At 34.6% G+C, this 23,731-nt stretch carries 21 protein-coding genes and 5 pseudogenes; 15 read left to right on the top strand and 11 right to left on the bottom strand.

Annotated features, from left to right (window positions below; all coding sequences use genetic code 11):
• The first annotated feature begins 13 nt into the window (after nt 1-13).
• Both rpsT and NOX90_RS04335 read left to right on the top strand, forming a co-directional pair.
• Nucleotides 14-283, top strand: a complete 270-nt coding sequence (rpsT, locus tag NOX90_RS04340) for a 30S ribosomal protein S20 (RefSeq protein ID WP_375603671.1) — start codon at nt 14-16, stop codon at nt 281-283.
• Nucleotides 284-354: 71 nt separating this feature from the next.
• Nucleotides 355-1,596 (top strand): citrate synthase, encoded by a 1,242-nt coding sequence (locus tag NOX90_RS04335; protein ID WP_375603670.1) that lies wholly within the window; start codon nt 355-357, stop codon nt 1,594-1,596.
• Between the two features lie 35 nt (nt 1,597-1,631).
• On the opposite strand, the gene NOX90_RS04330 is transcribed toward NOX90_RS04335, so the two are convergent.
• The 5 genes and pseudogenes from NOX90_RS04330 to rpmE form a co-directional block, all read right to left on the bottom strand.
• Nucleotides 1,632-2,015, bottom strand: coding sequence for a transposase (locus NOX90_RS04330; protein WP_375604573.1), 384 nt, complete (start codon nt 2,013-2,015; stop codon nt 1,632-1,634).
• Between the two features lie 17 nt (nt 2,016-2,032).
• On the bottom strand, nt 2,033-2,398 hold the full coding sequence (locus NOX90_RS04325) for a transposase (RefSeq protein WP_375603639.1): 366 nt from the start codon (nt 2,396-2,398) through the stop codon (nt 2,033-2,035).
• Between the two features lie 223 nt (nt 2,399-2,621).
• Complete coding sequence (locus NOX90_RS04320) at nt 2,622-4,490, bottom strand: hypothetical protein (RefSeq protein ID WP_375603669.1); 1,869 nt, start codon at nt 4,488-4,490, stop codon at nt 2,622-2,624.
• Between the two features lie 91 nt (nt 4,491-4,581).
• Nucleotides 4,582-5,368, bottom strand: a pseudogene (locus NOX90_RS04315) (NAD kinase).
• Nucleotides 5,369-5,403: 35 nt separating this feature from the next.
• Nucleotides 5,404-5,616 (bottom strand): 50S ribosomal protein L31, encoded by a 213-nt coding sequence (gene rpmE / locus NOX90_RS04310; RefSeq protein ID WP_375603668.1) that lies wholly within the window; start codon nt 5,614-5,616, stop codon nt 5,404-5,406.
• 459 nt (nt 5,617-6,075) lie between these two features.
• Here rpmE and fabD point away from each other — a divergent pair, with 459 nt between their 5' ends.
• Nucleotides 6,076-7,080 carry an ACP S-malonyltransferase gene (gene fabD, locus NOX90_RS04305; protein WP_375603667.1) on the top strand — a complete coding sequence of 335 codons (1,005 nt, stop codon included), beginning with the start codon at nt 6,076-6,078 and terminating at the stop codon, nt 7,078-7,080.
• Here the strand turns inward: fabD and NOX90_RS04300 are convergent.
• A pseudogene (locus NOX90_RS04300) lies at nt 7,019-7,171 on the bottom strand (terminase); the annotation flags it as partial. The gene fabD and the pseudogene NOX90_RS04300 overlap by 62 nt on opposite strands.
• Before the next feature lie 69 nt (nt 7,172-7,240).
• Here NOX90_RS04300 and NOX90_RS04295 point away from each other — a divergent pair.
• Together NOX90_RS04295 and htpG are read left to right on the top strand one after the other, a co-directional pair.
• The gene (locus NOX90_RS04295) at nt 7,241-8,317 is read left to right on the top strand and encodes an alpha/beta hydrolase family protein (protein ID WP_375603666.1); all 1,077 of its coding nucleotides are present in this window, start codon (nt 7,241-7,243) and stop codon (nt 8,315-8,317) included.
• A 190-nt stretch (nt 8,318-8,507) separates the two neighbouring features.
• Nucleotides 8,508-10,403 carry a molecular chaperone HtpG gene (gene htpG, locus NOX90_RS04290; protein WP_375604605.1) on the top strand — a complete coding sequence of 632 codons (1,896 nt, stop codon included), beginning with the start codon at nt 8,508-8,510 and terminating at the stop codon, nt 10,401-10,403.
• 528 nt (nt 10,404-10,931) lie between these two features.
• Here the strand turns inward: htpG and mutS are convergent.
• Both mutS and NOX90_RS04280 read right to left on the bottom strand, forming a co-directional pair.
• Nucleotides 10,932-13,427: a DNA mismatch repair protein MutS gene (gene mutS / locus NOX90_RS04285; RefSeq protein ID WP_375604604.1), complete on the bottom strand. Its 2,496-nt coding sequence runs from the start codon at nt 13,425-13,427 to the stop codon at nt 10,932-10,934.
• Nucleotides 13,428-13,715: 288 nt separating this feature from the next.
• Nucleotides 13,716-14,045, bottom strand: coding sequence for a hypothetical protein (locus NOX90_RS04280; protein WP_375603665.1), 330 nt, complete (start codon nt 14,043-14,045; stop codon nt 13,716-13,718).
• 183 nt (nt 14,046-14,228) lie between these two features.
• Here NOX90_RS04280 and NOX90_RS04275 point away from each other — a divergent pair, with 183 nt between their 5' ends.
• Nucleotides 14,229-14,471 (top strand): transposase, encoded by a 243-nt coding sequence (locus NOX90_RS04275; RefSeq protein WP_375603621.1) that lies wholly within the window; start codon nt 14,229-14,231, stop codon nt 14,469-14,471.
• Nucleotides 14,472-14,535: 64 nt separating this feature from the next.
• Nucleotides 14,536-14,994: a transposase gene (locus NOX90_RS04270; protein ID WP_375604575.1), complete on the top strand. Its 459-nt coding sequence runs from the start codon at nt 14,536-14,538 to the stop codon at nt 14,992-14,994.
• Between the two features lie 52 nt (nt 14,995-15,046).
• On the opposite strand, the gene NOX90_RS04265 is transcribed toward NOX90_RS04270, so the two are convergent.
• Together NOX90_RS04265 and NOX90_RS04260 are read right to left on the bottom strand one after the other, a co-directional pair.
• Entirely contained in the window at nt 15,047-15,895 is an 849-nt protein-coding gene (locus NOX90_RS04265; protein WP_375603664.1) for an IS982 family transposase, read from the bottom strand.
• A 173-nt stretch (nt 15,896-16,068) separates the two neighbouring features.
• Nucleotides 16,069-17,871 (bottom strand): annotated as a pseudogene (locus tag NOX90_RS04260) (SurA N-terminal domain-containing protein); the annotation flags it as partial.
• 326 nt (nt 17,872-18,197) lie between these two features.
• Between NOX90_RS04260 and NOX90_RS04255 the strand changes: the two are divergent.
• From NOX90_RS04255 to rho, 4 genes are all read left to right on the top strand, one after another.
• The gene (locus NOX90_RS04255; protein WP_375603663.1) at nt 18,198-18,800 is read left to right on the top strand and encodes a cell cycle transcriptional regulator TrcR; all 603 of its coding nucleotides are present in this window, start codon (nt 18,198-18,200) and stop codon (nt 18,798-18,800) included.
• A 67-nt stretch (nt 18,801-18,867) separates the two neighbouring features.
• The gene (locus tag NOX90_RS04250; RefSeq protein WP_375603621.1) at nt 18,868-19,110 is read left to right on the top strand and encodes a transposase; all 243 of its coding nucleotides are present in this window, start codon (nt 18,868-18,870) and stop codon (nt 19,108-19,110) included.
• 64 nt (nt 19,111-19,174) lie between these two features.
• Nucleotides 19,175-19,633, top strand: a complete 459-nt coding sequence (locus tag NOX90_RS04245; RefSeq protein WP_375604575.1) for a transposase — start codon at nt 19,175-19,177, stop codon at nt 19,631-19,633.
• 211 nt (nt 19,634-19,844) lie between these two features.
• Nucleotides 19,845-21,248 (top strand): transcription termination factor Rho, encoded by a 1,404-nt coding sequence (gene rho, locus NOX90_RS04240; RefSeq protein ID WP_375603662.1) that lies wholly within the window; start codon nt 19,845-19,847, stop codon nt 21,246-21,248.
• Between the two features lie 202 nt (nt 21,249-21,450).
• Here the strand turns inward: rho and NOX90_RS04235 are convergent, their stop codons facing one another.
• The gene (locus NOX90_RS04235) at nt 21,451-21,825 is read right to left on the bottom strand and encodes a ferredoxin family protein (RefSeq protein WP_010082601.1); all 375 of its coding nucleotides are present in this window, start codon (nt 21,823-21,825) and stop codon (nt 21,451-21,453) included.
• A 61-nt stretch (nt 21,826-21,886) separates the two neighbouring features.
• Here NOX90_RS04235 and NOX90_RS04230 point away from each other — a divergent pair.
• From NOX90_RS04230 to NOX90_RS04215, 4 genes and pseudogenes are all read left to right on the top strand, one after another.
• A pseudogene (locus NOX90_RS04230) lies at nt 21,887-22,201 on the top strand (DNA-protecting protein DprA); the annotation flags it as partial.
• A 59-nt stretch (nt 22,202-22,260) separates the two neighbouring features.
• Nucleotides 22,261-22,503, top strand: a complete 243-nt coding sequence (locus tag NOX90_RS04225; RefSeq protein ID WP_375603621.1) for a transposase — start codon at nt 22,261-22,263, stop codon at nt 22,501-22,503.
• A gap of 64 nt (nt 22,504-22,567) precedes the next feature.
• Nucleotides 22,568-23,026: a transposase gene (locus NOX90_RS04220; RefSeq protein ID WP_375604575.1), complete on the top strand. Its 459-nt coding sequence runs from the start codon at nt 22,568-22,570 to the stop codon at nt 23,024-23,026.
• A gap of 17 nt (nt 23,027-23,043) precedes the next feature.
• Nucleotides 23,044-23,529: pseudogene (locus NOX90_RS04215) on the top strand (DNA-processing protein DprA); the annotation flags it as partial.
• Nucleotides 23,530-23,731: the final 202 nt, after the last annotated feature.

Raw genomic sequence — 23,731 nt, 5'->3', positions numbered from 1 at the left:
TAGGTATTAATATATGGCAAATCATAAGAGTGCTAAAAAAATGATAAAGGTAATAGCAAAGCGCACTTTAATAAATAAGATGCGGAAAAGTAGAACTCGCACCGCTATTAGAAATTTGGTTGATATAATCAAGTCTGGCGACAAAGAAAATGTTGTTCTGGCATTTCGGAATGCTGAATCTCATTTACACAAGTGTGTGAATAAAGGTGTTATTCATAGGAATACTGCTGCGCGTAAAATAAGTCGCTTAAATGCAAAAGTAAAAGCATTGATGACCGGTTAATGTAAAGTTAACTGTATTAATATATACTCCTCAATTTGTATATTCTGTATAAAATTTAAGTAGCTTAAGTGATGGATAAAAAAGTGCTATTAGAACTAAGTAATGGATTAAAAATCGAGTTACCTATATTAAGTGGAACAATAGGTCCTAACGTGTTAAATATCAAGGACTTATATAAGACGACAGGATTATTCACTTATGATCCGGGGTTTGTTTCCACAGCTTCATGTTCTTCTTCGATTACATTTATTGATGGAGATGAAGGAGTGCTTAAATATAGGGGACATAATATAGCTGATTTGGCAGAGAATAATAGTTTTACTGCTGTGATTTATTTATTGCTCCATGGTGAACTACCCAGTTCAGAGCAACACAAAAAATTTCTTCTCAAAATACACAAGTTATCCAAAGTATCAGAGCAAATTACAAATGTAATTAAAGCATTTCCACAAACTGCCCACCCTATGTCGATTTTAGTTGCATGTTTTGCAAGTTTGTCAGCATCTTACTATGAAAAGCATGGCAACAATGTCAATGGTGAAGATCTAGACTTTGGAATTTCTGCAATAGCGCAAATTCCTGCAATTGTTGCAATGATTTATAGGCATATCAACAATCAGGAGTTCATAAGTGCTAACAATGAATTAAGTTACAGTGAAAATTTCTTAAAGATGATATTTGGCGATGCTGTTGATAATGCCCTTTTTGCAAAAGCTTTGGATAAAATATTTACTCTCCATGCTGATCATGAACAGAATGCTTCTACGGCGGCTGTCAGATTGGTGGGATCGGCTGGTTCTAATCTGTTTGCAAGCCTCTCTGCAGGAGTTGCTACACTTTGGGGACCAGCACATGGTGGAGCTAATGAGGCAGTTATAAATATGCTAAAAGAGATAGAGCAAAGTGGAGATATAGATAAATTCATCGAAAAAGCTAAAGATGATAAAGATCCATTTAAATTGATGGGATTTGGACATCGTGTTTATAAAAATTATGATCCGCGCGCGCGTATATTGAAAGACGCTTGTCATGAGGTTCTAAGTAAACTAGAACAAAATAATGAATTGCTCAAGATTGCAAAAAAACTTGAAGAAATAGCTTTAAAGGATGAATATTTTATCGTGCGTAAGTTATATCCAAATGTTGATTTCTACTCAGGTATAATAATGAATGCTATCGATATTCCCTCAAATATGTTCACGCCTATTTTTGCACTTGCAAGAACCACTGGTTGGGTTACTCAGTGGTATGAAATGATAAATGATAAAGAAACTAAGATCTGTAGACCAAGACAACTCTATCTTGGTAAATAAATTTATTTTCACTTCATTAGAGCATGTCTTCAAACTCAAGAATGAGCTAATTTGTGAAGCATAATAGTGATCATATTAAAAAAGATGTTATTTTTTGAAGTGAGAGGAGAATGCTCATAATCCTTACTCATACGTCTAAAATTGGAGAGCCAAGCAAAGGTTCTCTCAACAATCCAACGTTTAGGAATAACCTGAAATCCTGTATCAACTACTTTCTTGGTAATCGTCAACAAACATCCAGTTTCCAATAAACAGCGGTTTTGCAATTTACCTGTATATCCTTGATCAGCAAAAAACTTACGTAATGTTGGAGCTTTGCATTTGGCTTGAACAAAAAGATTTAGTGCACCATCACGATCTTGAATGCTTGCACTGTGTACTTCAGCAGCAATTACAAGACCTAGAGTATCTACAACGATGTGGCGTTTTCTACCCTTTACTTTCTTGCCAGCATCATATCCTCTGGATCCCCTTTTTGAGTGGTTTTTACTGATTGACTGTCAATTATTCCTACTGATGGAGTTTCATTCTTACCAATTATCTTTCTTAGTTTTTTAACTAGAAAATCATGAATTTCTTGCCATATTCCACTTTTTTTTAAACGCGAATTACAACTATACACGGTTTTCCATGGTGGAAAATTCTTAGGTAGTTGTCTCCATTGACAGCCTGTTCTCATCACATACCTTATTGCATCGATAATCGTTCTGATACTGTGTTTTCTTGGTCTGCCGGTCTTTTTAGGTTCAAAATATTGCTCTATCATCTTCCATTCTTTGTCACTTATATCGCTTGGGTACATTTAAAATATATCTTATAACACACTTCTTAACTCCTTTCTACTTAGTTTGAAGACATGCTCTTAGACTTCTTGCATAACCCAAACTAAGTAGAAAAAAGGTATAGCTATACCGTCACGGATAGATCCCGCTACTTGTTAGCGGCTAAGAGATACCGCGGCGGTATGACGTTAATTATTCTGCGGCGGTATGATGTAGGGTTGCACTAGCTATATCATATCAATTTTATAACGCCAAAACAGTTATTTTCTTTTCTTCGTCAACATCATTATAATGCCTAACAACAACGGTTTCTATTTCTGTACTTATTTCTTTACATTTGCCTTTTACTTCTTCAAGATATCGATCATTTATTGCTTTAATATTATCGTCAACAAGTATATCGAATTTTAATGGTTCTATGCGTGTTTTCTCATTACGATAGTACGCAAGTATACATACCAGAGATGCTGCAAGTACAGTCAAAACTGCAGCAAATGCAATTAGTTTTAAATTATGATTATTAAAATGGCTGAGTAATTTTGCGTCGTTTTCTGAAACAAGGAGTTTGGAGATCATGAGTTCTTCTTTTCCACTACTAAAGCGAAAAAATTTAATAAAGCCTTCTGATCCTAATTCTAAGTACTTGATAAGTGGATATATAGAGCCGACAGTTATAAGCGAGGAGAGACAAACATTGAATAATGTTCTTTCCTTTACTAATTTTAATTTTTTATAGGTAAAATTTGGTATTTCTCTATGTCCTGCATAACTCTTATTTTTAAATTTTACTAGATCATTATTCTTTTTATATATTGTAATGTCATGAACTAAATTATTGTTACTCACCACATTACTTAAATCATCAAGACCGCGCACAGCTGGCGATTCGGTATTTCTATAATTATATATAAAAGCACACAAGCCTATGACAGCTAATCCAGAAGATATGGTTACTAGCGGCCATATTTGAAAGCTTTTTATATAATCTATAAAATTTATTGTTTCCTTTAAATATAATAGACGATATAAACATGAAGAAGATAGATATGTTGTAATGAGAAAAAAACTTGTTGCAGGAATTACAAAACTCTTCTGCTGCATGGTATATTTTACTCTTGGCCAGATTCTGTTTGTTTTTTTGCTCTCTAGAGGTGCATAGCTGTCTGTATCAGACTCACTATTTGGGAGCAAAGACTCTTCAGAGTCATCTTCGCTTTTGTACGATGGTGGAGGAGTTAAAGGTATATCTGAACGTCCTTCAATCCATCTTTTTACTTTGCCTAAATAGCCATCATCCACTGTTTTGTCTGTTTCTGTTGTCGGCTCACTCGATACATTAATCCCTTTGAATGTGATATTCTCTATTTCCTCTTCCTTGATATCAACTTTCGCTATTCCTTGGTCTATATCTTCTAAGAGACTCTCCATATCTTTTTCTAATAATTCCTTTACGTTTCTACGGAAGTCATCAGCAGGATTAATGTTCATCTGATTACCATCAACTAACATTACTTTTTGTGGTAACATACCTTTGTCTTTCTTATATGCTTTTAAAAGATATAAAACACATAGATGTTTTCCGATTTGTGAATCTTGAAGCTTAGTCATTTTTTCAGCTATTTTTGCTGGATCTTCAATTTGTAGGGTTTGACTATTAGTTACTCCTTCAAATACTTTGATACTTTGTGCCTGCTCTTCTGTTAAACCTAAATGATTTTTCACTACATACTCTACTACTTTGGGATATGTAAGTGATACTATAGCAGCTTCTACTCCGCTTGAAAGTGCAGACTGCAATACAGACTTTAGCTTTGCTTCATTTTTGATTCCTGGGTCTTGTAAAAATTCTTTTATTTTTTCTTCAGCTACTGCATTTTCTTTGCCAGAACCATAATCATTATAATGTTTGGATGCAAAGGATCTGCACATAAACCCATCGGTAATAGCTTGATTAAAGTCAAATATTAATAGTGTATTATTTCTAGCTGTTGAGTTTATCTTTCGAGGTGTTAGTATTAGTGGAATTCCTGGTGTTATCCCGCCATTTTCATCTATTGGTATATTAGAAATTAATGTGACTTCACCCTTATCTGTGTTTGCTGATCCTAGCATATTTACTCCAAAATTAATTACAATGCTCTTTTGATTACGCGATAGTTATTAAGATATAGTGAATACTAATTTAAGGATAAATATGAAAAATTTAGTATAGAAATTGTCTATCAAAGATCCTTTCATTGAGTGAGTCATCTTTGTCAAAAAGCAAAGTTATTGTGTTTTCATGGTCTTTTTGTATTTTTATCTGCGATATATTATGAAACTCCTTGTAATCTGATACTACAAGCGCTGGACGATTTTTTGTGTCGTTAATGTCAATTTGTACTACCCTATCATTTGAGATCAGTGCTCCATTCCAATGCCTTGGGTAATAGCTATTGATGGAAGTCAGTGCAAGTAAGTTTGAATTAAGTGGTAAAATTGGGCCACCGGCAGAAAAGTTATATGCAGTGCTGCCTGTGGGAGTGGATAATATTACTCCGTCCCCTCTAAATTTTTCTACTTTTAGCTTATCGTTGATAGTGATATTCATTTCTACTATTTGGTTTGCTTTTCTAAAAACATATACTTCGTTTACCGCTATATAGTGGTATTTCTTGCCACTTGTATCTGTGGCTTCCATTTTTAGCAAAGTTAACTGAGTCGGGACTGCATGTTCTATATGATCAATTAGATCTTTAAAGCATTTATTCATCAAAAATCCAACATTACCAGTGTTTATCCCATACACATGCATGTTTTTATTTTCTATGACGTAATTGTGCAAAGTGCGTAGCATAAAGCCATCACCGCCAACAACTATAAGTAGATCAATTTCAGACTTATTTTCTTCTGTTATATTGATAAAATTAAGCTTCTGTAATAGTTTAGATACTTCCTGTGACTTTGGTGATAGAGAAGCAACATANACCTATATTTTTATATTTATGCATGCTTCAGCAAATTTCCTAAATAAAGAAGCAAAAAACTAGAAAATATCTCCATATTTATCGTTAAACTTAGCTATCTTGCTAGTTTTACTTGCTGATCCACTGGCCAAACTTCCAGTCCATGCAGGGTGAACAAGAGGATCTCTATCAAGTTTTATCTTATCGCCTTCCTTTCCATAAGTGGAACGAGTTTCAAATTCTTGACCGTCTGTCATAACTACAATAATTTTATGATAATTAATTTCTGCCATTGTTGCTTATAAACTTTTAATCAGTTAACATTATAACTAACCCAACTATTAAGTCAATAATGAAAATGCTCGTATGATTGACAATTATCTATATTTATGCTATAATTTATTGTGTTAGTTTTTGAGAAATTTATGCTTGCTAAAATATATAAAAAAATAAAAACTATGATAATCAATAGTAAAGATGATCTGTGCTTTTATCTTAAAATGAATTTTACATACTGGCCATTATTCGTATTGTGTTTGGTTGTGAACCTTATGTGTTATGGTATACCAGATATAGCTAGTCTTAACTTCAATATACAGATAATCGGTCCGTTATCCTTGTTCCTTACGGTTTTATTATCAATGAGAATGGTTGCTCTTGAGGAGCGCCATAAAATTAGCAGGTTAGAGAAAAAACAAAGTCAACAACCAAGCATAAATTTATTTTAAAGAGAGCTGTATTAATATATGTATATGATTTTCGCTTTCCCTGGTCAAGGCTCTCAGTTTGTAGGAATGGGAAAGAGCTTATGTAGTGAGTTTTTCGTTGCAAGGCAAGTATTTAATGAAGTAGATAGCATATTGGGTAGAAAGCTGTCTCATTTAATCTTCAACGGTCCTATTGAAGAATTAACCATTACAGAAAACGCTCAGCCAGCTATGATGACAGTGTCAATTGCAATGCTACGTGTTATGGAGCATGTGTTTGGCAAATCTCTTTTCACTGATCACAATGTTAAGTATGTTTGTGGGCATTCAGTTGGCGAGTATACAGCGCTATGTGCTGCGGGGGCGTTGACGCTTGAGTCTGCAGTCAAACTGCTAAAAGTTCGTAGCGAAGCAATGCATGAAGCTTCACTGAAATGCAAAGGTGGAATGGTTGCACTACTTGGAGCAGAAATAAGCGAAGTAGAAGATGTATTGAAATCAGTTCAAATTGATTGTGAAATTGCAAACGATAATGGTGGTGGGCAGGTAGTGGTGAGTGGTACTACAGAAGCTCTTGGAATGCTACCTGATTTGTTTAAAAACTCGAGTGTGAAGAAATTGATAAAATTACAAGTTAGTGGGCCTTTTCATTCATCTCTTATGAAACCTGCTGATGAAAAAGTTTTGGAATTTTTGAAGGGTATTAAAATGACTCGCCCTATAGTTTCTTTGATATCAAATGTTACAGCTAAAGAGGAGAGTGATCCCAAAGTTATAAAAACTTTGCTTGCTAAGCAAATTATAAGCAGAGTGAGATGGAGAGAAATGGTTTTACATATGGCGCGTTGTGGTATTAACAAGTTCGTTGAAATTGGACCTAACCAAGTTTTATCTAATCTAGTTAAAAGAATTGACCAATCTATCAGTACAAAAAATATAGATAGTATTGGTGATATTGACAGCTTCTTTAATGAATCATTAGTACTAACAGCGAAAAAAAAGGTGCTTTTCGCTGAGCAGCCCTTGCTGCTTCAAGCCTGTCTGCTATGATTTTTATATACTGATAATTGTTATACTCACACCCCGGCACTACCGTTTGAAAGCATAACTCAATGAATTTGAGAAGGTTTATATTGTTCATAAAAATTAAGATTTTGTTGACTTTTTAAGATTTTATGTATTATTAAATTAGGCTAGTGAGGGTTAAAATATGAAAGAAATTAAAACACAAACTAAGGAAGAATTTGTAAAAACTCGAGGAGGGATGAAAATCCAGACAATTACAATTCCCTGTAAAAGGGTAGGTCAACAAGACAGAAAATACTTAGTTTATTTTGTAGGTGGAGGAAATCGTATTGTAAAATCTAAAGAATTGGACTTGCAAAATTGGCAATGGGCTACAGACCGAGATATTACTGTATGTTTATTTAATTACCCTGGCTTAGGCAAGAGCAAAAGCTCTTTTACGTTTCGTAACGATAGAGTTGAATCAGGTATTGCAGTTGTCACTGATTTGTTAAAAAATAATATAAAGCCAGATAATATAATATTATTTGGGGATTGCTTTGGCGGACATGTAGCTGCAGAGGTTCATAAAAATTTTAAAGATAGGGATATACATTTGAGATGTATCGTTAGCAATGCTGCTAGTTCACTTAAACAAGCGTCTCTTTATTATTTTTGGTTCATAGCGAAATTAAAAATTTTTCTTGCTCCGATAATCAAATTAGTACTAAAGATTTTTGGTTGCCATTGGAAAACACACAAAATTGTCAATGCAATTACTCCTTACACGATGTACTTCAATCGAGAGGGAGACAAGACGATAAAACAACCAGCGCAACTTGCAACAAAAATAGAAAAGATAAAAAAAAATGATAGAAGGAAAGATTACCAGAAAAAAGAAGTTTTTAAAGATTTTGAAGAATGTGAAAAATTTTTCAAGCAACATACAATGTTAAGAAAGAATGGTGAGTGCATTGATCCTAAAAAGGCTAATAAGGGCATTCATGGCTTGCCTATTAAATGTTTAAAATCTTCCAATGAAGCTGGCTATACTTTTCCTGAGTTGATTAGTTTATATATTCAGAAGACAGATGAATATTTTTCTAAGCATGATTCACTAAATGATGAAAAGAAAGTTGAAGAGTTTAGAAAAAGTAAATTTTATAAAGATTTTTCTAGTTGTGCAAATTCAAAAAACTTTTGCATCCCTTCGTGGGCATTACAGGACGTGACGCTTAATCCCAGAAAAGAAGAAAATAGACTCCAGCGGGCACCGGGATGACAAAGGAATTCCAGCGTCACGTGCTACCAGTAGTTGATTTACAGCATGGGAAGTTCATACAGTTGTGCAATAATCCCATAAATTGGGTGTCATAATATGGCGGCTACATTGATTTTGGCGTGCGTGACCTTGAAAGATTGCAGTGCAATACTTAAATTATTAGGGTAGTAGGCAAATAATGGAGCTCAAAATGCATAATGTACAAGAAACTGAAAATTTAAAATTTGATGCTGAAGTAGGAAAAGTACTGAATATAGTGATTCATTCACTTTATACCAACAAAGACATTTTTCTGCGTGAATTAATATCAAATGCATCGGATGCATGTGATAAGTTGCGTTATGAATCTCAACTAAATTCTAATTTGCTGGATTCTAGTGATGAATTAAAAATCACTATCAGCTCCAATAAAGATAAGAAAGAGCTATATATCACTGATAATGGCATCGGAATGAACAGACAAGATTTAATAGACAACCTTGGTACAATTGCAAGCTCTGGCACGCAAAAGTTCTTAGATGCGATTAAGAATAGCAAGGATTCAAGCCAAGCTGTGGAGCTGATCGGGAAGTTTGGTGTTGGTTTTTACTCAAGCTTTATGGTTGCATCGGAGGTAATAGTAGAATCGAGAAAAGTTGGAGAAGAAGAATCTTGGGTCTGGAAATCCAAAGGAGATGGGGAATATTCAATCAGCAAGTCAGATAATCAAGTCCCTCGCGGAACCAAAATTACGCTCATTATGCATCCTGAAGAAAACGAGTTTTTAGATAAATTTCGTGTTGAAAACATTGTCACTACTTACTCTGATCATATAAATTTTCCTGTTGAATTTATAGACGAAGAAGGAAAAAGTGAAAAGTTAAACAGTAAGGCTGCAATTTGGACTAAGCCAAAAAATGACGTTACTCAAGAGGAGCACAACGATTTTTTCCGCAGTGTTGCTCATGTTGGCGGAGAGCCTTGGATGATATTGCATAATAAAAATGAAGGTGCAATAGAATATACAAATTTGCTTTATGTTCCCTCTATTAAACCTTTTGATTTATTTCATCCAGATAGACGTTGCTCTGTTAAATTATATGTAAATAAAGTATTTATCACTGAAGATAATGTACAGATCATACCGCAGTATTTACGTTTTCTGAAAGGTATTGTTGATTCACCGGACTTGCCTCTTAATATCAGCAGAGAAACGTTGCAGAACAATCGTGTTGTTGAGCAAATCAGGAAATCCCTCACTAAACGCGCGATATCAGAGCTCGGTAAAAAGGCAAAAGAGAATTTAGAAGAATACACAAAATTCTGGACCAATTTTGGTGCAGTTTTAAAGGAAGGTCTTTGCGAAGCTATGCCAACTGATGAGAGAGAAGCGCTACTCTCAATTTGCAGATTTCATAGTACTGGTGATGAGAAATTAGTCAGCATTGATGACTACATAAGCAGAATGAAGCCTGAGCAGGAGCATATCTATTATCTTACCGGAAACAGCTTGGATTCAGTGAAAAATAGTCCACAACTTGAGGGATTCGTCAATAAAGGACTAGAAGTGCTCCTATTTGTTGATCCAGTTGATGATTTCTGGACTAGCGTGATTCATGAATATAAAGATCAAAAATTTAAGTCTGTGACCCGCGCTGATGTTGATTTAGAAAAATTCTCTTCAGAAGAAGATAAAAAAGATGAAGAAAATAAGCAAGATGAAGAAAAGACTGAAGAAACTATACTGCAATATTTCACCAAAGTTCTTGGCAATTCAGTGAAAAGCGTAAAGATCTCTAAAAAATTGACTGACAGTCCTGTATGTCTAGCGGTTGATGAAGGCGCTATGGATCTTCGCATGGAGCGTTTTTTGCGTGAACAAAAGCAGCTAAATTACCGCACGCCAAAGGTGCTTGAAATTAACACTAAACATCCTGTAATAAAAAGTATAATGAAATCTCACGCTGAAAATGGTGAAAATCCAACATTGGAGGACATGATTCATTTATTATTTTACCAAGCTTGCATCGTGGAAGGCGAAGAGATGGATGATGTAAGTCTGTTTGCTAAGATAGTTAATAATTTGCTTAGCAAGATTGTTGTTTAATGCTATACTTAGCTCAGCTATTAATTAGGGGTAAAACATGTTTGGTTCCAATTTTAGAGACTTTGTATCACAGGATGCAACTTCACAGGGCCAATCAAGTTCGGAAAGATTAATCAAAAGTTGGCATGGTTTTGAAAAACCAGATTCTGAAGATTCGTAACCGTTCACGCAATGGCGTCAACTTAAGGACACATTTTAGACTTCTTTGTTGAAATAAAACAGCAACAAAAGTGCTATTTATTGCAGCTTTTGGGTAATTTAATGGTAAAAATTTTAGAGAGAAATTTTATACACTATCGCTGATATTTTTCCTTAAGTTGACGCCATTGCGTGAACGGTTACCGACATCATTCTTAGGGTCGAGAAATTTAGAAAGAGCTATAGTAGAAATACTGAGAAAACATTAATAATTATACACACAACTATTCAATCATATTTTAAGCTTACAATTTTGAGCTTAATTTGACATATATGGTAGACTGTGTGGGCGACTCTTCACTTAAACAATAGTTATGTAAGAATTTCCTCTTAAGCCTTTAGCTCCTCAAACACCTCACTTGCTCTATTTAAAACAGAATCAGGAAAACCAGCAAGTTTTGCCACATGTATTCCATATGACTCATCTGCAATGCCTTCAATTACTTCATGTAGAAAGATAACCTCTCCGTTCCACTCTCTTATTTTTACACAAAAACATTTCACGTTCTTCAAGTATTTGCTTACTTTAGTTAATTCATGATAATGAGTTGCAAAAATGGCGCGGCACTTATTTACATTGTGAATATGTTCAATCACCGCCTGTGCAATAGATAATCCATCATACACCCCTGTGCCCCTACCAATTTCATCAAGTATCACTAAGGAACGGTCTGTTGCCTGATTTACTATCGTTGCTGTTTCGATCATCTCTACCATGAAGGTGGAATAACCAGCTGTTATATTATCCGTTGCGCCAACCCTGCTAAATATTTTGTCAATCACTCCAATATGTGCACTCTCTGCTGGCACAAACGATCCCATATGAGCTAAAACTGCAATGAGAGCGTTTTGCCTCAAGAAAGTGCTTTTTCCAGCCATATTAGGACCAGTAATTAGATGTATACCAGCTAAATTGATGCTATTTGCAATAAATTTATCGTTAACTTCAACCACTGGATGTCTTCCGCTACAGATATTGAACTCTTTGCTGTCATCAATGATGGGTTTTACGTAATTATTTTGCACTGCAAGCTCTGCAAACGCGGTTCTAATATCAAGTTTTGCCAAAGCATTTGCAGCAAGAGCAATTTTTTCAGATTCTTTAGCAATTTCACTACACAGTTCACTAAAAATTTTCATTTCTAAGCTGATTGCAGCATCACGTGCCGTAAGAATTTTATTTTCTAATTCTTTTAATTCATTAGTAGTGTAGCGCATGCTATTTGCTAGGCTTTGCCTATGAATAAATATGTCCGAAGTTATTTTGTGATTTGCTGACACTTCAACGTAATAACCAAGTATGTTGTTGTGCAATATTTTGAGTGCGGCAATGCCAGTTAGGTCGCGATAAGATTCACGGAGCTTAGTTATTAGTTTATTACTATTATTTAATATGTAGGATAACTCAGATAATTCTGAGTTGTATTTTGGGTGGATAAACCCTCCCTCTTTCACGGAACTAAGATTGTTATCAAGCACAGCACCGTTTAGAAGCTCAAACAGGTCTTTATGATTGCCAAGGCTTTTATGTACTGTGCTTAGTTCACTCTCGTCTGATTTTACTGTCATGCCAGCGCGTGACGCTGGCTGGATCCCAGTTTGGATGACATATTGTTGTGGGAGAGATTCATTTTCACCAAATTCAATTTTGCATAAGAGCTCAGACAACTCTAAAGTTTTTCCTAGGCCTATTTTTAATAGGTTCATATCCTTTGGTGAACCACGCCCTAGTATTAAGCGCGATAAAGACCTTTCAATATCTGGAATGTTAGATAATATCTCTCGTATTTTTCTGCGTGGCTCATGATTATTTACAAAAAATTGAGCGGTGCTGAGCCTTAGGTTAATCGCCTTAGAACAAGCAAGGGGTGAAGCGAGCATTTGTTTTAACAGGCGTCCACCAGAAGCTGTAACTGTGTGATCAATAACTGAAATGAGTGAACCTTTCTTTTCACCAAATTGAGTTGAAAACAACTCAAGATTTCTCCTTGCTGAAGCATCAATAAGCATGAAATTTTGTTGCTTATAGGTTTTTGGGAATTCAAGCATTGGAATGGAGCCCCTTTGTGTTACTCTGACATATTCAAGCAGTGCACCACACGCCATGATTTCTACTTTGCTGAAATTTCCTATACTCCCAAGTTCCCTGATTTTATAAAACTCGCATAATGTTCTGTGAGATTTACTATACTCAAAAAAGCTCTGTGCGTGTTGCGTAATTGATATTTTATAATTTTTTAAAATCGATCTAATTTTTTCGTCCTCAGTGAGTTTTTCAGAAATTAATAATTCTCTTGGTGATATACGCAACAAATCACTATCTAGAGCTTTCAAACTCGTTAAAGTGTGAAAAAATTTTCCCGTTGATAATTCAAGCCAACTAATAGCATATTCGTCATTTTGTTCAACTATGGACGCGAGATAATTATTGCTTTTATCCTCCAGTAGCGAATCTTCTATAATTGTACCTGGAGTTACAATTCGCACTATATCGCGTTTTACTATAGATTTATAGCCCCTCCTTTTTGCTTCATCGGCAGTTTCTAATTGGTCACAGATTGCTACTTTGAATCCTAAATCTATTAGCTTGTGCAGGTAAGACTCACTACTGTGTGCTGGCACTCCACACATTGGTATGTCCTGCCCACACGAATTACCTCTCTTAGTGAGCACTATATTCAGCAATTTTGCAGCTTTAATAGCATCATCGAAAAACAATTCATAAAAATCTCCTAGCCTATAAAATAGCAGATGATCCTTGTATTGAGCTTTCAGGTTCAAATACTGCTCCATCGCAGGGGTGTTTTTTTCTTTTACGAAGCTCATAATATTTTTTGACATATTATATTGGTANATAAATTCAATGTTATTATAGATTATATTGTACATGTGGATAACATAAAATTTAAATAGGTGTATAGAGGGTATTTTAGTGCTACCAGTGACAGATGAGGTTATTAATGAGTACATCAATAAACATACAGATGCACATCAGCCTCAATCTAGCATAAGATTGAAGTAGCTTTAACCACGCTTCCAGCGCAATATTCAACCATTATCGGCTGAGAGCCGATAATGGTTGAGTCTTGGACTATACATCAAAGTGTCAGCTCTTTAATACATATCATAACCAGCTTTAGCTAGAGAATAATAAATTTGATTTTCCAAAACTTCCTGTAGATAACTGCCTCCATTAGATAAATAGTTATCATACACATTAGTGTCAAAAGTATAATCTTTGCTCATATCTAAACCATTTCTCTCTTGATAGGCATGGAAAATAGAATTAGCACGTGCTTCAATCGTAAGAAGATCTTTATCATCTAATTGATCATAATGTACTTTCAACTTAAAGTTTGTTCCTTCAATATTGATTGTTTTTGAGTTTGGTAACACTACTTCATGCTCTGTTGGGTTTATACTCTCTTTAGCGTGATTTTCCATTTTGATGCTTCTAAATTTTATAATACTGTCATCCTACTAAAAGCTATATAATAATTCGTTAATTCTGCATTTAACATAATCTTTATTCGTCTCATGTTTTATATATATTATGTCTCCTTCTAAGAGCATGTCTTCAAACTAAGTAGAAAGGAGTTAAGAAGTGTGTTATAAGATATATTTTAAATGTACCCAAGCGATATAAGTGACAAAGAATGGAAGATGATAGAGCAATATTTTGAACCTAAAAAGACCGGCAGACCAAGAAAACACAGTATCAGAACGATTATCGATGCAATAAGGTATGTGATGAGAACAGGCTGTCAATGGAGACAACTACCTAAGAATTTTCCACCATGGAAAACCGTGTATAGTTGTAATTCGCGTTTAAAAAAAGTGGAATATGGCAAGAAATTCATGATTTTCTAGTTAAAAAACTAAGAAAGATAATTGGTAAGAATGAAACTCCATCAGTAGGAATAATTGACAGTCAATCAGTAAAAACCACTCAAAAAGGGGATCCAGAGGATATGATGCTGGCAAGAAAGTAAAGGGTAGAAAACGCCACATCGTTGTAGATACTCTAGGTCTTGTAATTGCTGCTGAAGTACACAGTGCAAGCATTCAAGATCGTGATGGTGCACTAAATCTTTTTGTTCAAGCCAAATGCAAAGCTCCAACATTACGTAAGTTTTTTGCTGATCAAGGATATACAGGTAAATTGCAAAACCGCTGTTTATTGGAAACTGGATGTTTGTTGACGATTACCAAGAAAGTAGTTGATACAGGATTTCAGGTTATTCCTAAACGTTGGATTGTTGAGAGAACCTTTGCTTGGCTCTCCAATTTTAGACGTATGAGTAAGGATTATGAGCATTCTCCTCTCACTTCAAAAAATAACATCTTTTTTAATATGATCACTATTATGCTTCACAAATTAGCTCATTCTTGAGTTTGAAGACATGCTCTAAGAAACTCTTTCTGCTAGTAACCCCAGTTGCGGATTAATCAATACAGTAAAATCTAGAAATACAGGGCTTTTTAGGCTTCATAGAATATGAAACTAATGTGGAAAAGATGTGCACCAAGAAATTTATTGGAGACCTGTGCCTTGAATGCTCAAGCTCAAGTCTGTTTTTGAGGTAACCAAAAACTGTTTCAATAATCGACCTTTTTCTTAAAAAAATCTTTTCTTCAAGCNNAGCATTAATGATACCTTTTTTTACTTTGGTAACGAGCNNTCTATCGAAGAGTTTTTCAAAGAGTTCTTTTTTTATATAGCCCTTATCTCCGAATAAAAGACCAATCAGTTTTTCGGTTAAATTTGGTACGGGTTTTCGGTCGTCAACGTTACCTTTAGTAAGTCTAACTCCTTGAATTTCACCTTTTTCATTAATTACCATATGCAATTTAAAACCAAAAAACCACCCATAGGTAGTCTTTCCAATCTTTGCCAACCCTTTGAAAACTTTGTTTCTCGAGGTCCTTTTTGGGTGGCAAACAGCGATAGATNNTATGTACGAAATCCCTGTCACTTTTGACTGTTCGCAAAACCATTGCATTAAGAGCGCTAAATACCATAAAACCCGCGATTTTAGCCTAATAAACCTACTATAGGATGGCAATTTTGGAAACGCTGATTCGTATAATAATTTCAAATAATGCACATAGAAAATTTTAAAATTGTCGNNCACTTGATATAGCAATATTATGGTAAAAACNTCTGAATGCGTAATCTCTGGCCTCCTGGTTAGTTTTTTGCCACTTGGTAGAAGTTTTTCTGCAAAATTTTTGTCAACTGAATTGCAAAAATCGTCGATCAGGCAAAATAATTCTGTTATATTTTTATTCATGGGTAATCTCTCTATTTTGTGAATAATTTACGGAGGTTACCCTATACAAACACGATTTTGGGTCGCACCAACTGTACGAACATTGTAATATGGTACAATGTTACGACGATGTCATGAAAGTAGCTGACACTGGGATGACATCATGCGTTTGAAGCAACTTATAAGATTTTTGACTATATATTATCAAGTATAGCGTGATTAACTTCAACTTTATACTTTGATTCCAGATAGCTAATTAATTGCTCTTTTAGCGATATCATCACACGTTTTCCAGTGTCGAGCATGTTTAATTTGCCATTTGATGAATGCATTTCTTTTAGAACACCTATTATAATTTCATTATTGTATTGAATAGGGTCTGTCACCGAACCAGTTGTTTTCATATTGAAAATCTCTTCTACAAAAGAAAATGGATAGTTTTGTTCATTGCGATGCATCTGCTGACCTTCAACTAATTCCACACCTTGAATTTTTTCCCAATCTGTTTTTTCTCTTAGTTGAACTGCAACCTCTTGCCCAATTTTAAACATTCTTTCTTTTATAAACTCACTCTGCCAAAGCTCTACTGCTGATGCCCTACCTTCTTCAAAACTTTGCAATTTGGGTGGAACGATATCGATGATTTTTACACTAACAACAGCGTTCCCAACGCCCTTAAAATAACCTTTCTGGTCCTTTTCTCGCGAAAAAATGAAAGAAATCAAATCACCAGAATCTCCTATGTTATTACCGTTTTGATCTTTTCCACTCGCATCTACTGGACCAATAGTTTGTATAGGTAAATTATATTCACTCAATATTTCTTCGATTGCTGAACCATTGTATATCTTAGAGTTCACTTGGTTTATGAAATCATTAACTCTTTCAAAAGACTTTTGGTTAGTTAAAACTGACTTTATGTCTTTTTTTAAATCAACTAAGTCTTCATCAGAAATTTGATGCGCACTTTCCACTTTTATTATGTGCCAACCAAAACTGCTTGCTAAAACTCCACTTACTTCACCTACTTTAAGAGCAAACACCTTCTCTCTCATGTCTTCCAGTAGAAAATCCTTAGTTATATTATTTACTCTAGTTTCCTCAAGTTCTGCTTTGCCAAACTCTTTTACTATCTGTTCAAAGCTTGTTTTACCCTCCTCAAATGCTCTTTTTGCTGTCTCAGCTTCTTCTTTGGTAGAAAATATTACATTAAATATATCTCTTTGATCTTTAAGTTCCTGTTGTTCTATTATGCCATCAACTTCTTCATCTGAGATCTTGATTTGATCTTCAAAATACTTTTGGCCTAGGGAAATATATTGCGCAGTTCGATACTCAGGATAATAAAAATGGGATTTATTTCTTTCGTACAAATCAAGTAATGCTTGATCATTTGGTTCAGGAATGTTTGTAACTGCATCTTCAGTTATTTTAACAATATCAACCACTCTAGTTTGGTAGTGACTTTTGTATATCTGCTCATCAACTCTCTCGCCAAAAGTTACCGGATAATTATCTTTAAATAACGAAGTCATGAACATCATTGCAGGCAGAACTTTCTCTAGCTTTGCTATATACTCTTTCTCTGTCATATGTAGGTCATTTAGCGTTTCATGGAATTTATTTTTGTCAAATTCGCCTTTATCATTTTGAAAGTATTTGGTATTTTTAATATGATTTTTTATAGACTCTTCTCCAACTGTCAACCCCAGCTCACTAATTAGGTTAAACAATAATTTTTGCTCTATAAGTGCGTTAAGCAAATCATATTTCAGCTTTTTTACTTGTTCTCTACTCGCATCAGATCCAGAAATTTGCTTTTTATAATTTTGATATAGTGATTTATACTCATCTGACGTTATAACTTCTTTTCCAACCCTAGCTACCTCTTCTTTTTCATCATCACCTGATAAAAGGTTGCCAATTCCCATGAAGACTAATAAGCAAGCTAAAAGGACAACGGTTACTTTAGTGAAAAAATTTTTAACATTCATTTTAAACTCAGTTAATTAATGGTTAATTATAGAATAGTGATAATTTAATTCTTGTAAACCTGTTGCTTTATTAGCCAATATATATAATATTACAATATATTAACTTAAAATTTAACTCTTTTCTTAAATAGAAACATATGTTTGACTGAGTTATACTATACCTTAAGAAGGGGAAATATTTTGTTTGAAATATGCTTAAACGTAAGCGCATTTAATTAACTTAAGAGGTGGGAAGTGACGAACAAAAAGTCATTGAATGACAAAATTAATGCTTTTTTAGTTTTAATAGCTTATATTTTAGCTCTGTATAACAGTAAGGGATACTTTAAATGGGAGATGCTTTTTTGATGCCAATGGAATCTTCTAAGGGCAATAACGATAGAAATAAACAGTTTCTAATGCAAATAGCTGCTTGGTTAGTAGACAACACTGGTTTAACTTTTAATCAAATAGCACAATGCTGTAGGTTGGCCATTGAAGAAGTACAAGACATAGCTGATGAGGAAATAGAAGTTGAAAAATATAACCCTATTATTTCTGGGGTAATTACTGAAAAAGAAATCGATGATTGCAAAAAAAATTCAAACCGTGTACCAAATTTGATTATAAAAAATATANAAAAAAGGAGTAAGGCGATTGGTAGCATTCTTGGCTTTGCTTCTACGGCAAGGCGTAGAGATAAACCTGATGCGATTTATTATCTAGTAAAAAAATTTCCTATCTTGGACAATAACGTTATAGCTAAATTAATTAGTACAACAAATTACACAGTTGAGCAGGTAAGAGATGGATCTCATCATAACATGCAAAATATAAAACCCCAAGATCCTGTACTACTTGGCTTATGTAGCCAAGAAAATTTAGAAGCAGAAGTGGAAAAAGCAAAAGTAGAAAAAGAGAAGCAAGAAAGGTTAAAAAAATATAAAGAATAGCTATTAAGAGCATGTCTTCAAACTAAGTAGAAAGGAGTTAAGAAGTGTGTTATAAGATATATTTTAAATGTACCCAAGCGATATAAGTGACAAAGAATGGAAGATGATAGAGCAATATTTTGAACCTAAAAAGACCGGCAGACCAAGAAAACACAGTATCAGAACGATTATCGATGCAATAAGGTATGTGATGAGAACAGGCTGTCAATGGAGACAACTACCTAAGAATTTTCCACCATGGAAAACCGTGTATAGTTGTAATTCGCGTTTAAAAAAAGTGGAATATGGCAAGAAATTCATGATTTTCTAGTTAAAAAACTAAGAAAGATAATTGGTAAGAATGAAACTCCATCAGTAGGAATAATTGACAGTCAATCAGTAAAAACCACTCAAAAAGGGGATCCAGAGGATATGATGCTGGCAAGAAAGTAAAGGGTAGAAAACGCCACATCGTTGTAGATACTCTAGGTCTTGTAATTGCTGCTGAAGTACACAGTGCAAGCATTCAAGATCGTGATGGTGCACTAAATCTTTTTGTTCAAGCCAAATGCAAAGCTCCAACATTACGTAAGTTTTTTGCTGATCAAGGATATACAGGTAAATTGCAAAACCGCTGTTTATTGGAAACTGGATGTTTGTTGACGATTACCAAGAAAGTAGTTGATACAGGATTTCAGGTTATTCCTAAACGTTGGATTGTTGAGAGAACCTTTGCTTGGCTCTCCAATTTTAGACGTATGAGTAAGGATTATGAGCATTCTCCTCTCACTTCAAAAAATAACATCTTTTTTAATATGATCACTATTATGCTTCACAAATTAGCTCATTCTTGAGTTTGAAGACATGCTCTAAGGATCCTCAAATTTTTGTGCTTTGTTAACATTAAATTAACTTGACTTGCTGGTGTTTATTAGTATAATATAAGTAAAATGCGGGGCTTAATGACAATTAAGCTCAATATGCGCTAAAACTAACTCCGCCTAATTTATTATCTTATAGTCAAATTTTAGGTTAGTAAGCATCAATTAAAATTTTTGGAGGATTATGACAACAATCAATGAAGATGTTTTGGCAAAAGGAAAGGTTGCAGCTCAACCTGAAAAAAGTGAGCAAATTCACAATAACGATACAGTAACACAGATGGTCAATGAAGGTACTGAGAAAAACAGAAAAACATTAGATCTGAGCGAATTAAAAGAGAAAACAGCAGAAGAATTGTTAGAGTTAGCTGAAGAAAGAAAAATTTTAACTAACGGTAAAAGCAATGGTAGAATGCTAAAGCAGGAAATAATATTCAGCTTAATGAAGAAAATGAGTGAAGAAGGAGGCATAACCACAGGGAGTGGAATAGTGGAAATATTGCCTGATGGTTTCGGTTTCTTACGTTCAGCAAGTGCAAATTATGCCCCAAGTACCGATGATGTTTATATTTCCAACGGGCAAATAAAGAAGTTTAATTTACGTACAGGAGATATGGCATATGGAGAAATAAGGCCACCTGGTGATAAAGAAAGATATTTTACTTTAACTAAGGTTCAAAGTATAAACTCTACTGAAGTCAGTGAATTAAGAAAGTACGTCCATTTTGATAATTTGCTTCCTCTTTATCCTGAGGAAAGCATAGTACTTGAGTGTAATAATGGTGATGATAAAAAAGGCTTAAGCATGCGTGCTATAGATATAGTAGCTCCTCTTGGGAAAGGGCAAAGAGCGTTAGTAGTTGCTCCACCTCGTACAGGAAAAACTGTATTGCTTCAGCAAATGGCTAACTCTATAGCTATAAATCACCCTGAAGTAGAATTAATAGTGTTACTTATAGATGAAAGACCTGAAGAAGTAACAGATATGATACGTTCTGTAAAAGGTGAGGTAGTAAGTTCTACGTTTGATGAGCCTGCTTACCGTCACGTACAGCTTGCTGAAATAGTAATAGAAAAAGCTAAAAGAATGGTTGAGCATAAAAAAGATGTGGTAATTCTACTTGACAATATTACTAGACTTGCACGTGCTTATAATGCTGTTATTCCTTCGTCTGGGAAAGTTCTAACTGGTGGTGTGGATTCAAACGCACTGCAAAGACCAAAACGTTTTTTTGGAGCAGCCCGTAATATCGAGAATGGAGGTTCTTTAACTATAATCGCCACAGCTCTTATAGAGACTGGCTCAAAAATGGATGATGTTATTTTTGAGGAGTTTAAAGGTACAGGAAACGCTGAGATCATACTTGATAGAAAACTTTCTGATAAACGTATATTTCCAGCTATTGATATTACAAAATCCGGAACAAGGAAGGAAGAGCTATTAGTTGATAAGGCTATACTAAATAAAATATGGGTGTTGCGTAGAATACTTAATCCTATGGGATCTGTTGAAGCAATGGAATTTTTACGTGACAAACTACTTTTAACAAAGAGCAATGCTGACTTTTTTAACTCCATGAATCACTAAAAGTAAGCCAGTTATGATGGACATGCTGAGCAAAAAGTAAAACGCTCTTATAGCTAAAATAATTTGGATTTACCAAAATATATTTATAGTTAAGTTGGCAATTTACCTTAAGTTAGCGCGTGACGCTGGAATGACAAAGAAGAGTGAGTTGCTAGTTTTTCATATGGGTATGCAAGGAGTCTGATCTTTTTCTTTGTTAATATTATTCTAAATTTTCATCAAAATAAGCTGTTTTATCCTTTTTTTCCTTATATTCTTCTGCTGTATAGAGAGGTTGCTTTTTAGCTGTAATGTTTGGCCATTTTTGTGAGTATTCTACATTTATATCGTAAAATAACTTGAAAGTTTTTTGTTCGCTGCTCAGCAACTCTTCATCTAGTTCTAAAATATCTTTTATGGAATCATCAGTTACAATTGCATCTACTGGACACTCAGGTATGCACACTCCGCAATCAATACATTCATCTGGGTTAATCACGAGCATGTTTTTACCTTCATAGAAGCAGTCAACGGGACATACTTCCACACAGTCCGTATATTTACATTTTATGCATTTATCTGTAACAAAATGCGTCATAAAACACTGTATATTTGTATTATCTTGGGTACACTAAATTGATAAGAAATTCAAGCCTTTTATGAAGATAAATAAATTGAACAACAAAGAATTAGAAGTATGGTTAAGCTTGGCTAGAACTATAGGACCAATAAAGTTTTTTAGTATACTAAGAACACATGGATCGCTAGATGAGGTGCTAAAATATCTCAATAGGGTGGCTAATAATAAGGTGTATGGCATTCAAGATGCACGAGAAGAAATCAATAATGCAGAAAGAATTGGAGCTAAAATTATACCCGCATGTGACCCAGATTACCCTGATCTTTTAAGAAATATCTCTAATTGTCCTTCTGTAATAACTGCGCTTGGTGATATATCATTATTAAGCCGTGAGAGCATGTCTTCAAACTAAGTAGAAAGGAGTTAAGAAGTGTGTTATAAGATATATTTTAAATGTACCCAAGCGATATAAGTGACAAAGAATGGAAGATGATAGAGCAATATTTTGAACCTAAAAAGACCGGCAGACCAAGAAAACACAGTATCAGAACGATTATCGATGCAATAAGGTATGTGATGAGAACAGGCTGTCAATGGAGACAACTACCTAAGAATTTTCCACCATGGAAAACCGTGTATAGTTGTAATTCGCGTTTAAAAAAAGTGGAATATGGCAAGAAATTCATGATTTTCTAGTTAAAAAACTAAGAAAGATAATTGGTAAGAATGAAACTCCATCAGTAGGAATAATTGACAGTCAATCAGTAAAAACCACTCAAAAAGGGGATCCAGAGGATATGATGCTGGCAAGAAAGTAAAGGGTAGAAAACGCCACATCGTTGTAGATACTCTAGGTCTTGTAATTGCTGCTGAAGTACACAGTGCAAGCATTCAAGATCGTGATGGTGCACTAAATCTTTTTGTTCAAGCCAAATGCAAAGCTCCAACATTACGTAAGTTTTTTGCTGATCAAGGATATACAGGTAAATTGCAAAACCGCTGTTTATTGGAAACTGGATGTTTGTTGACGATTACCAAGAAAGTAGTTGATACAGGATTTCAGGTTATTCCTAAACGTTGGATTGTTGAGAGAACCTTTGCTTGGCTCTCCAATTTTAGACGTATGAGTAAGGATTATGAGCATTCTCCTCTCACTTCAAAAAATAACATCTTTTTTAATATGATCACTATTATGCTTCACAAATTAGCTCATTCTTGAGTTTGAAGACATGCTCTCAATATTTTCCTCAAAGGAATCGAATTATATCTGGTCTATCGCTGGGTGTTGCAGTGATTGAGGCATCGAAACGTTCTGGCTCTCTAATAACAGCAGATTTTGCTTTAAATCAAGGGAGAGAGGTGTTTGCAGTTTCTGGTTTCCCTTTAGATTCACGCTGTAGTGGTAGTAATTATTTAATTAAAAACGGTGCTAAGCTTATCGAATCCGCTGATGACATAATAGAGAGTATTAGGTTTAGTTTACCTCCGCAGCAAAAAAACCTATTTGATGTTGAGCACTATTTTGTTAACCAAAAACAAGAAAAATTACAACAGGCAAAATCTGTTATAGTTGATCATATTAACTCTGTACCTGTTGATATAGATGAACTTATATTAGCAAGCGGACTTTCTACCAACATAGCTCTAATGGCTCTTTTAGAACTAGAGTTGGAAAACAAAATAGAGCGTTCACCGGGGAATAAAATATCGTTAATTTTCTAAGCTATAAGCCCACAACCGTACGAACATTATGATTTGAGTTCACCAAGAAAGATGTCATTCCAGCGCGTGACGCTGGAATCTAGACTTTATTATGCAGCCAATTGGTTGAAATTAAGTCTTCTGGATCCAAGTAGTCTGGGCACTGGCGTCTTGGATAGAAATCAGTATCAGCTACTTAGATGACACCACTTTTGTATGGAAA

It is taken from the genome of Wolbachia endosymbiont of Anurida maritima (assembly GCF_042182995.1).
GTDB lineage: Bacteria > Pseudomonadota > Alphaproteobacteria > Rickettsiales > Anaplasmataceae > Wolbachia.
The sequence above is the reverse complement of the archived record's forward strand: the minus strand, read 5'-3'. Positions and strand labels throughout refer to the sequence as shown.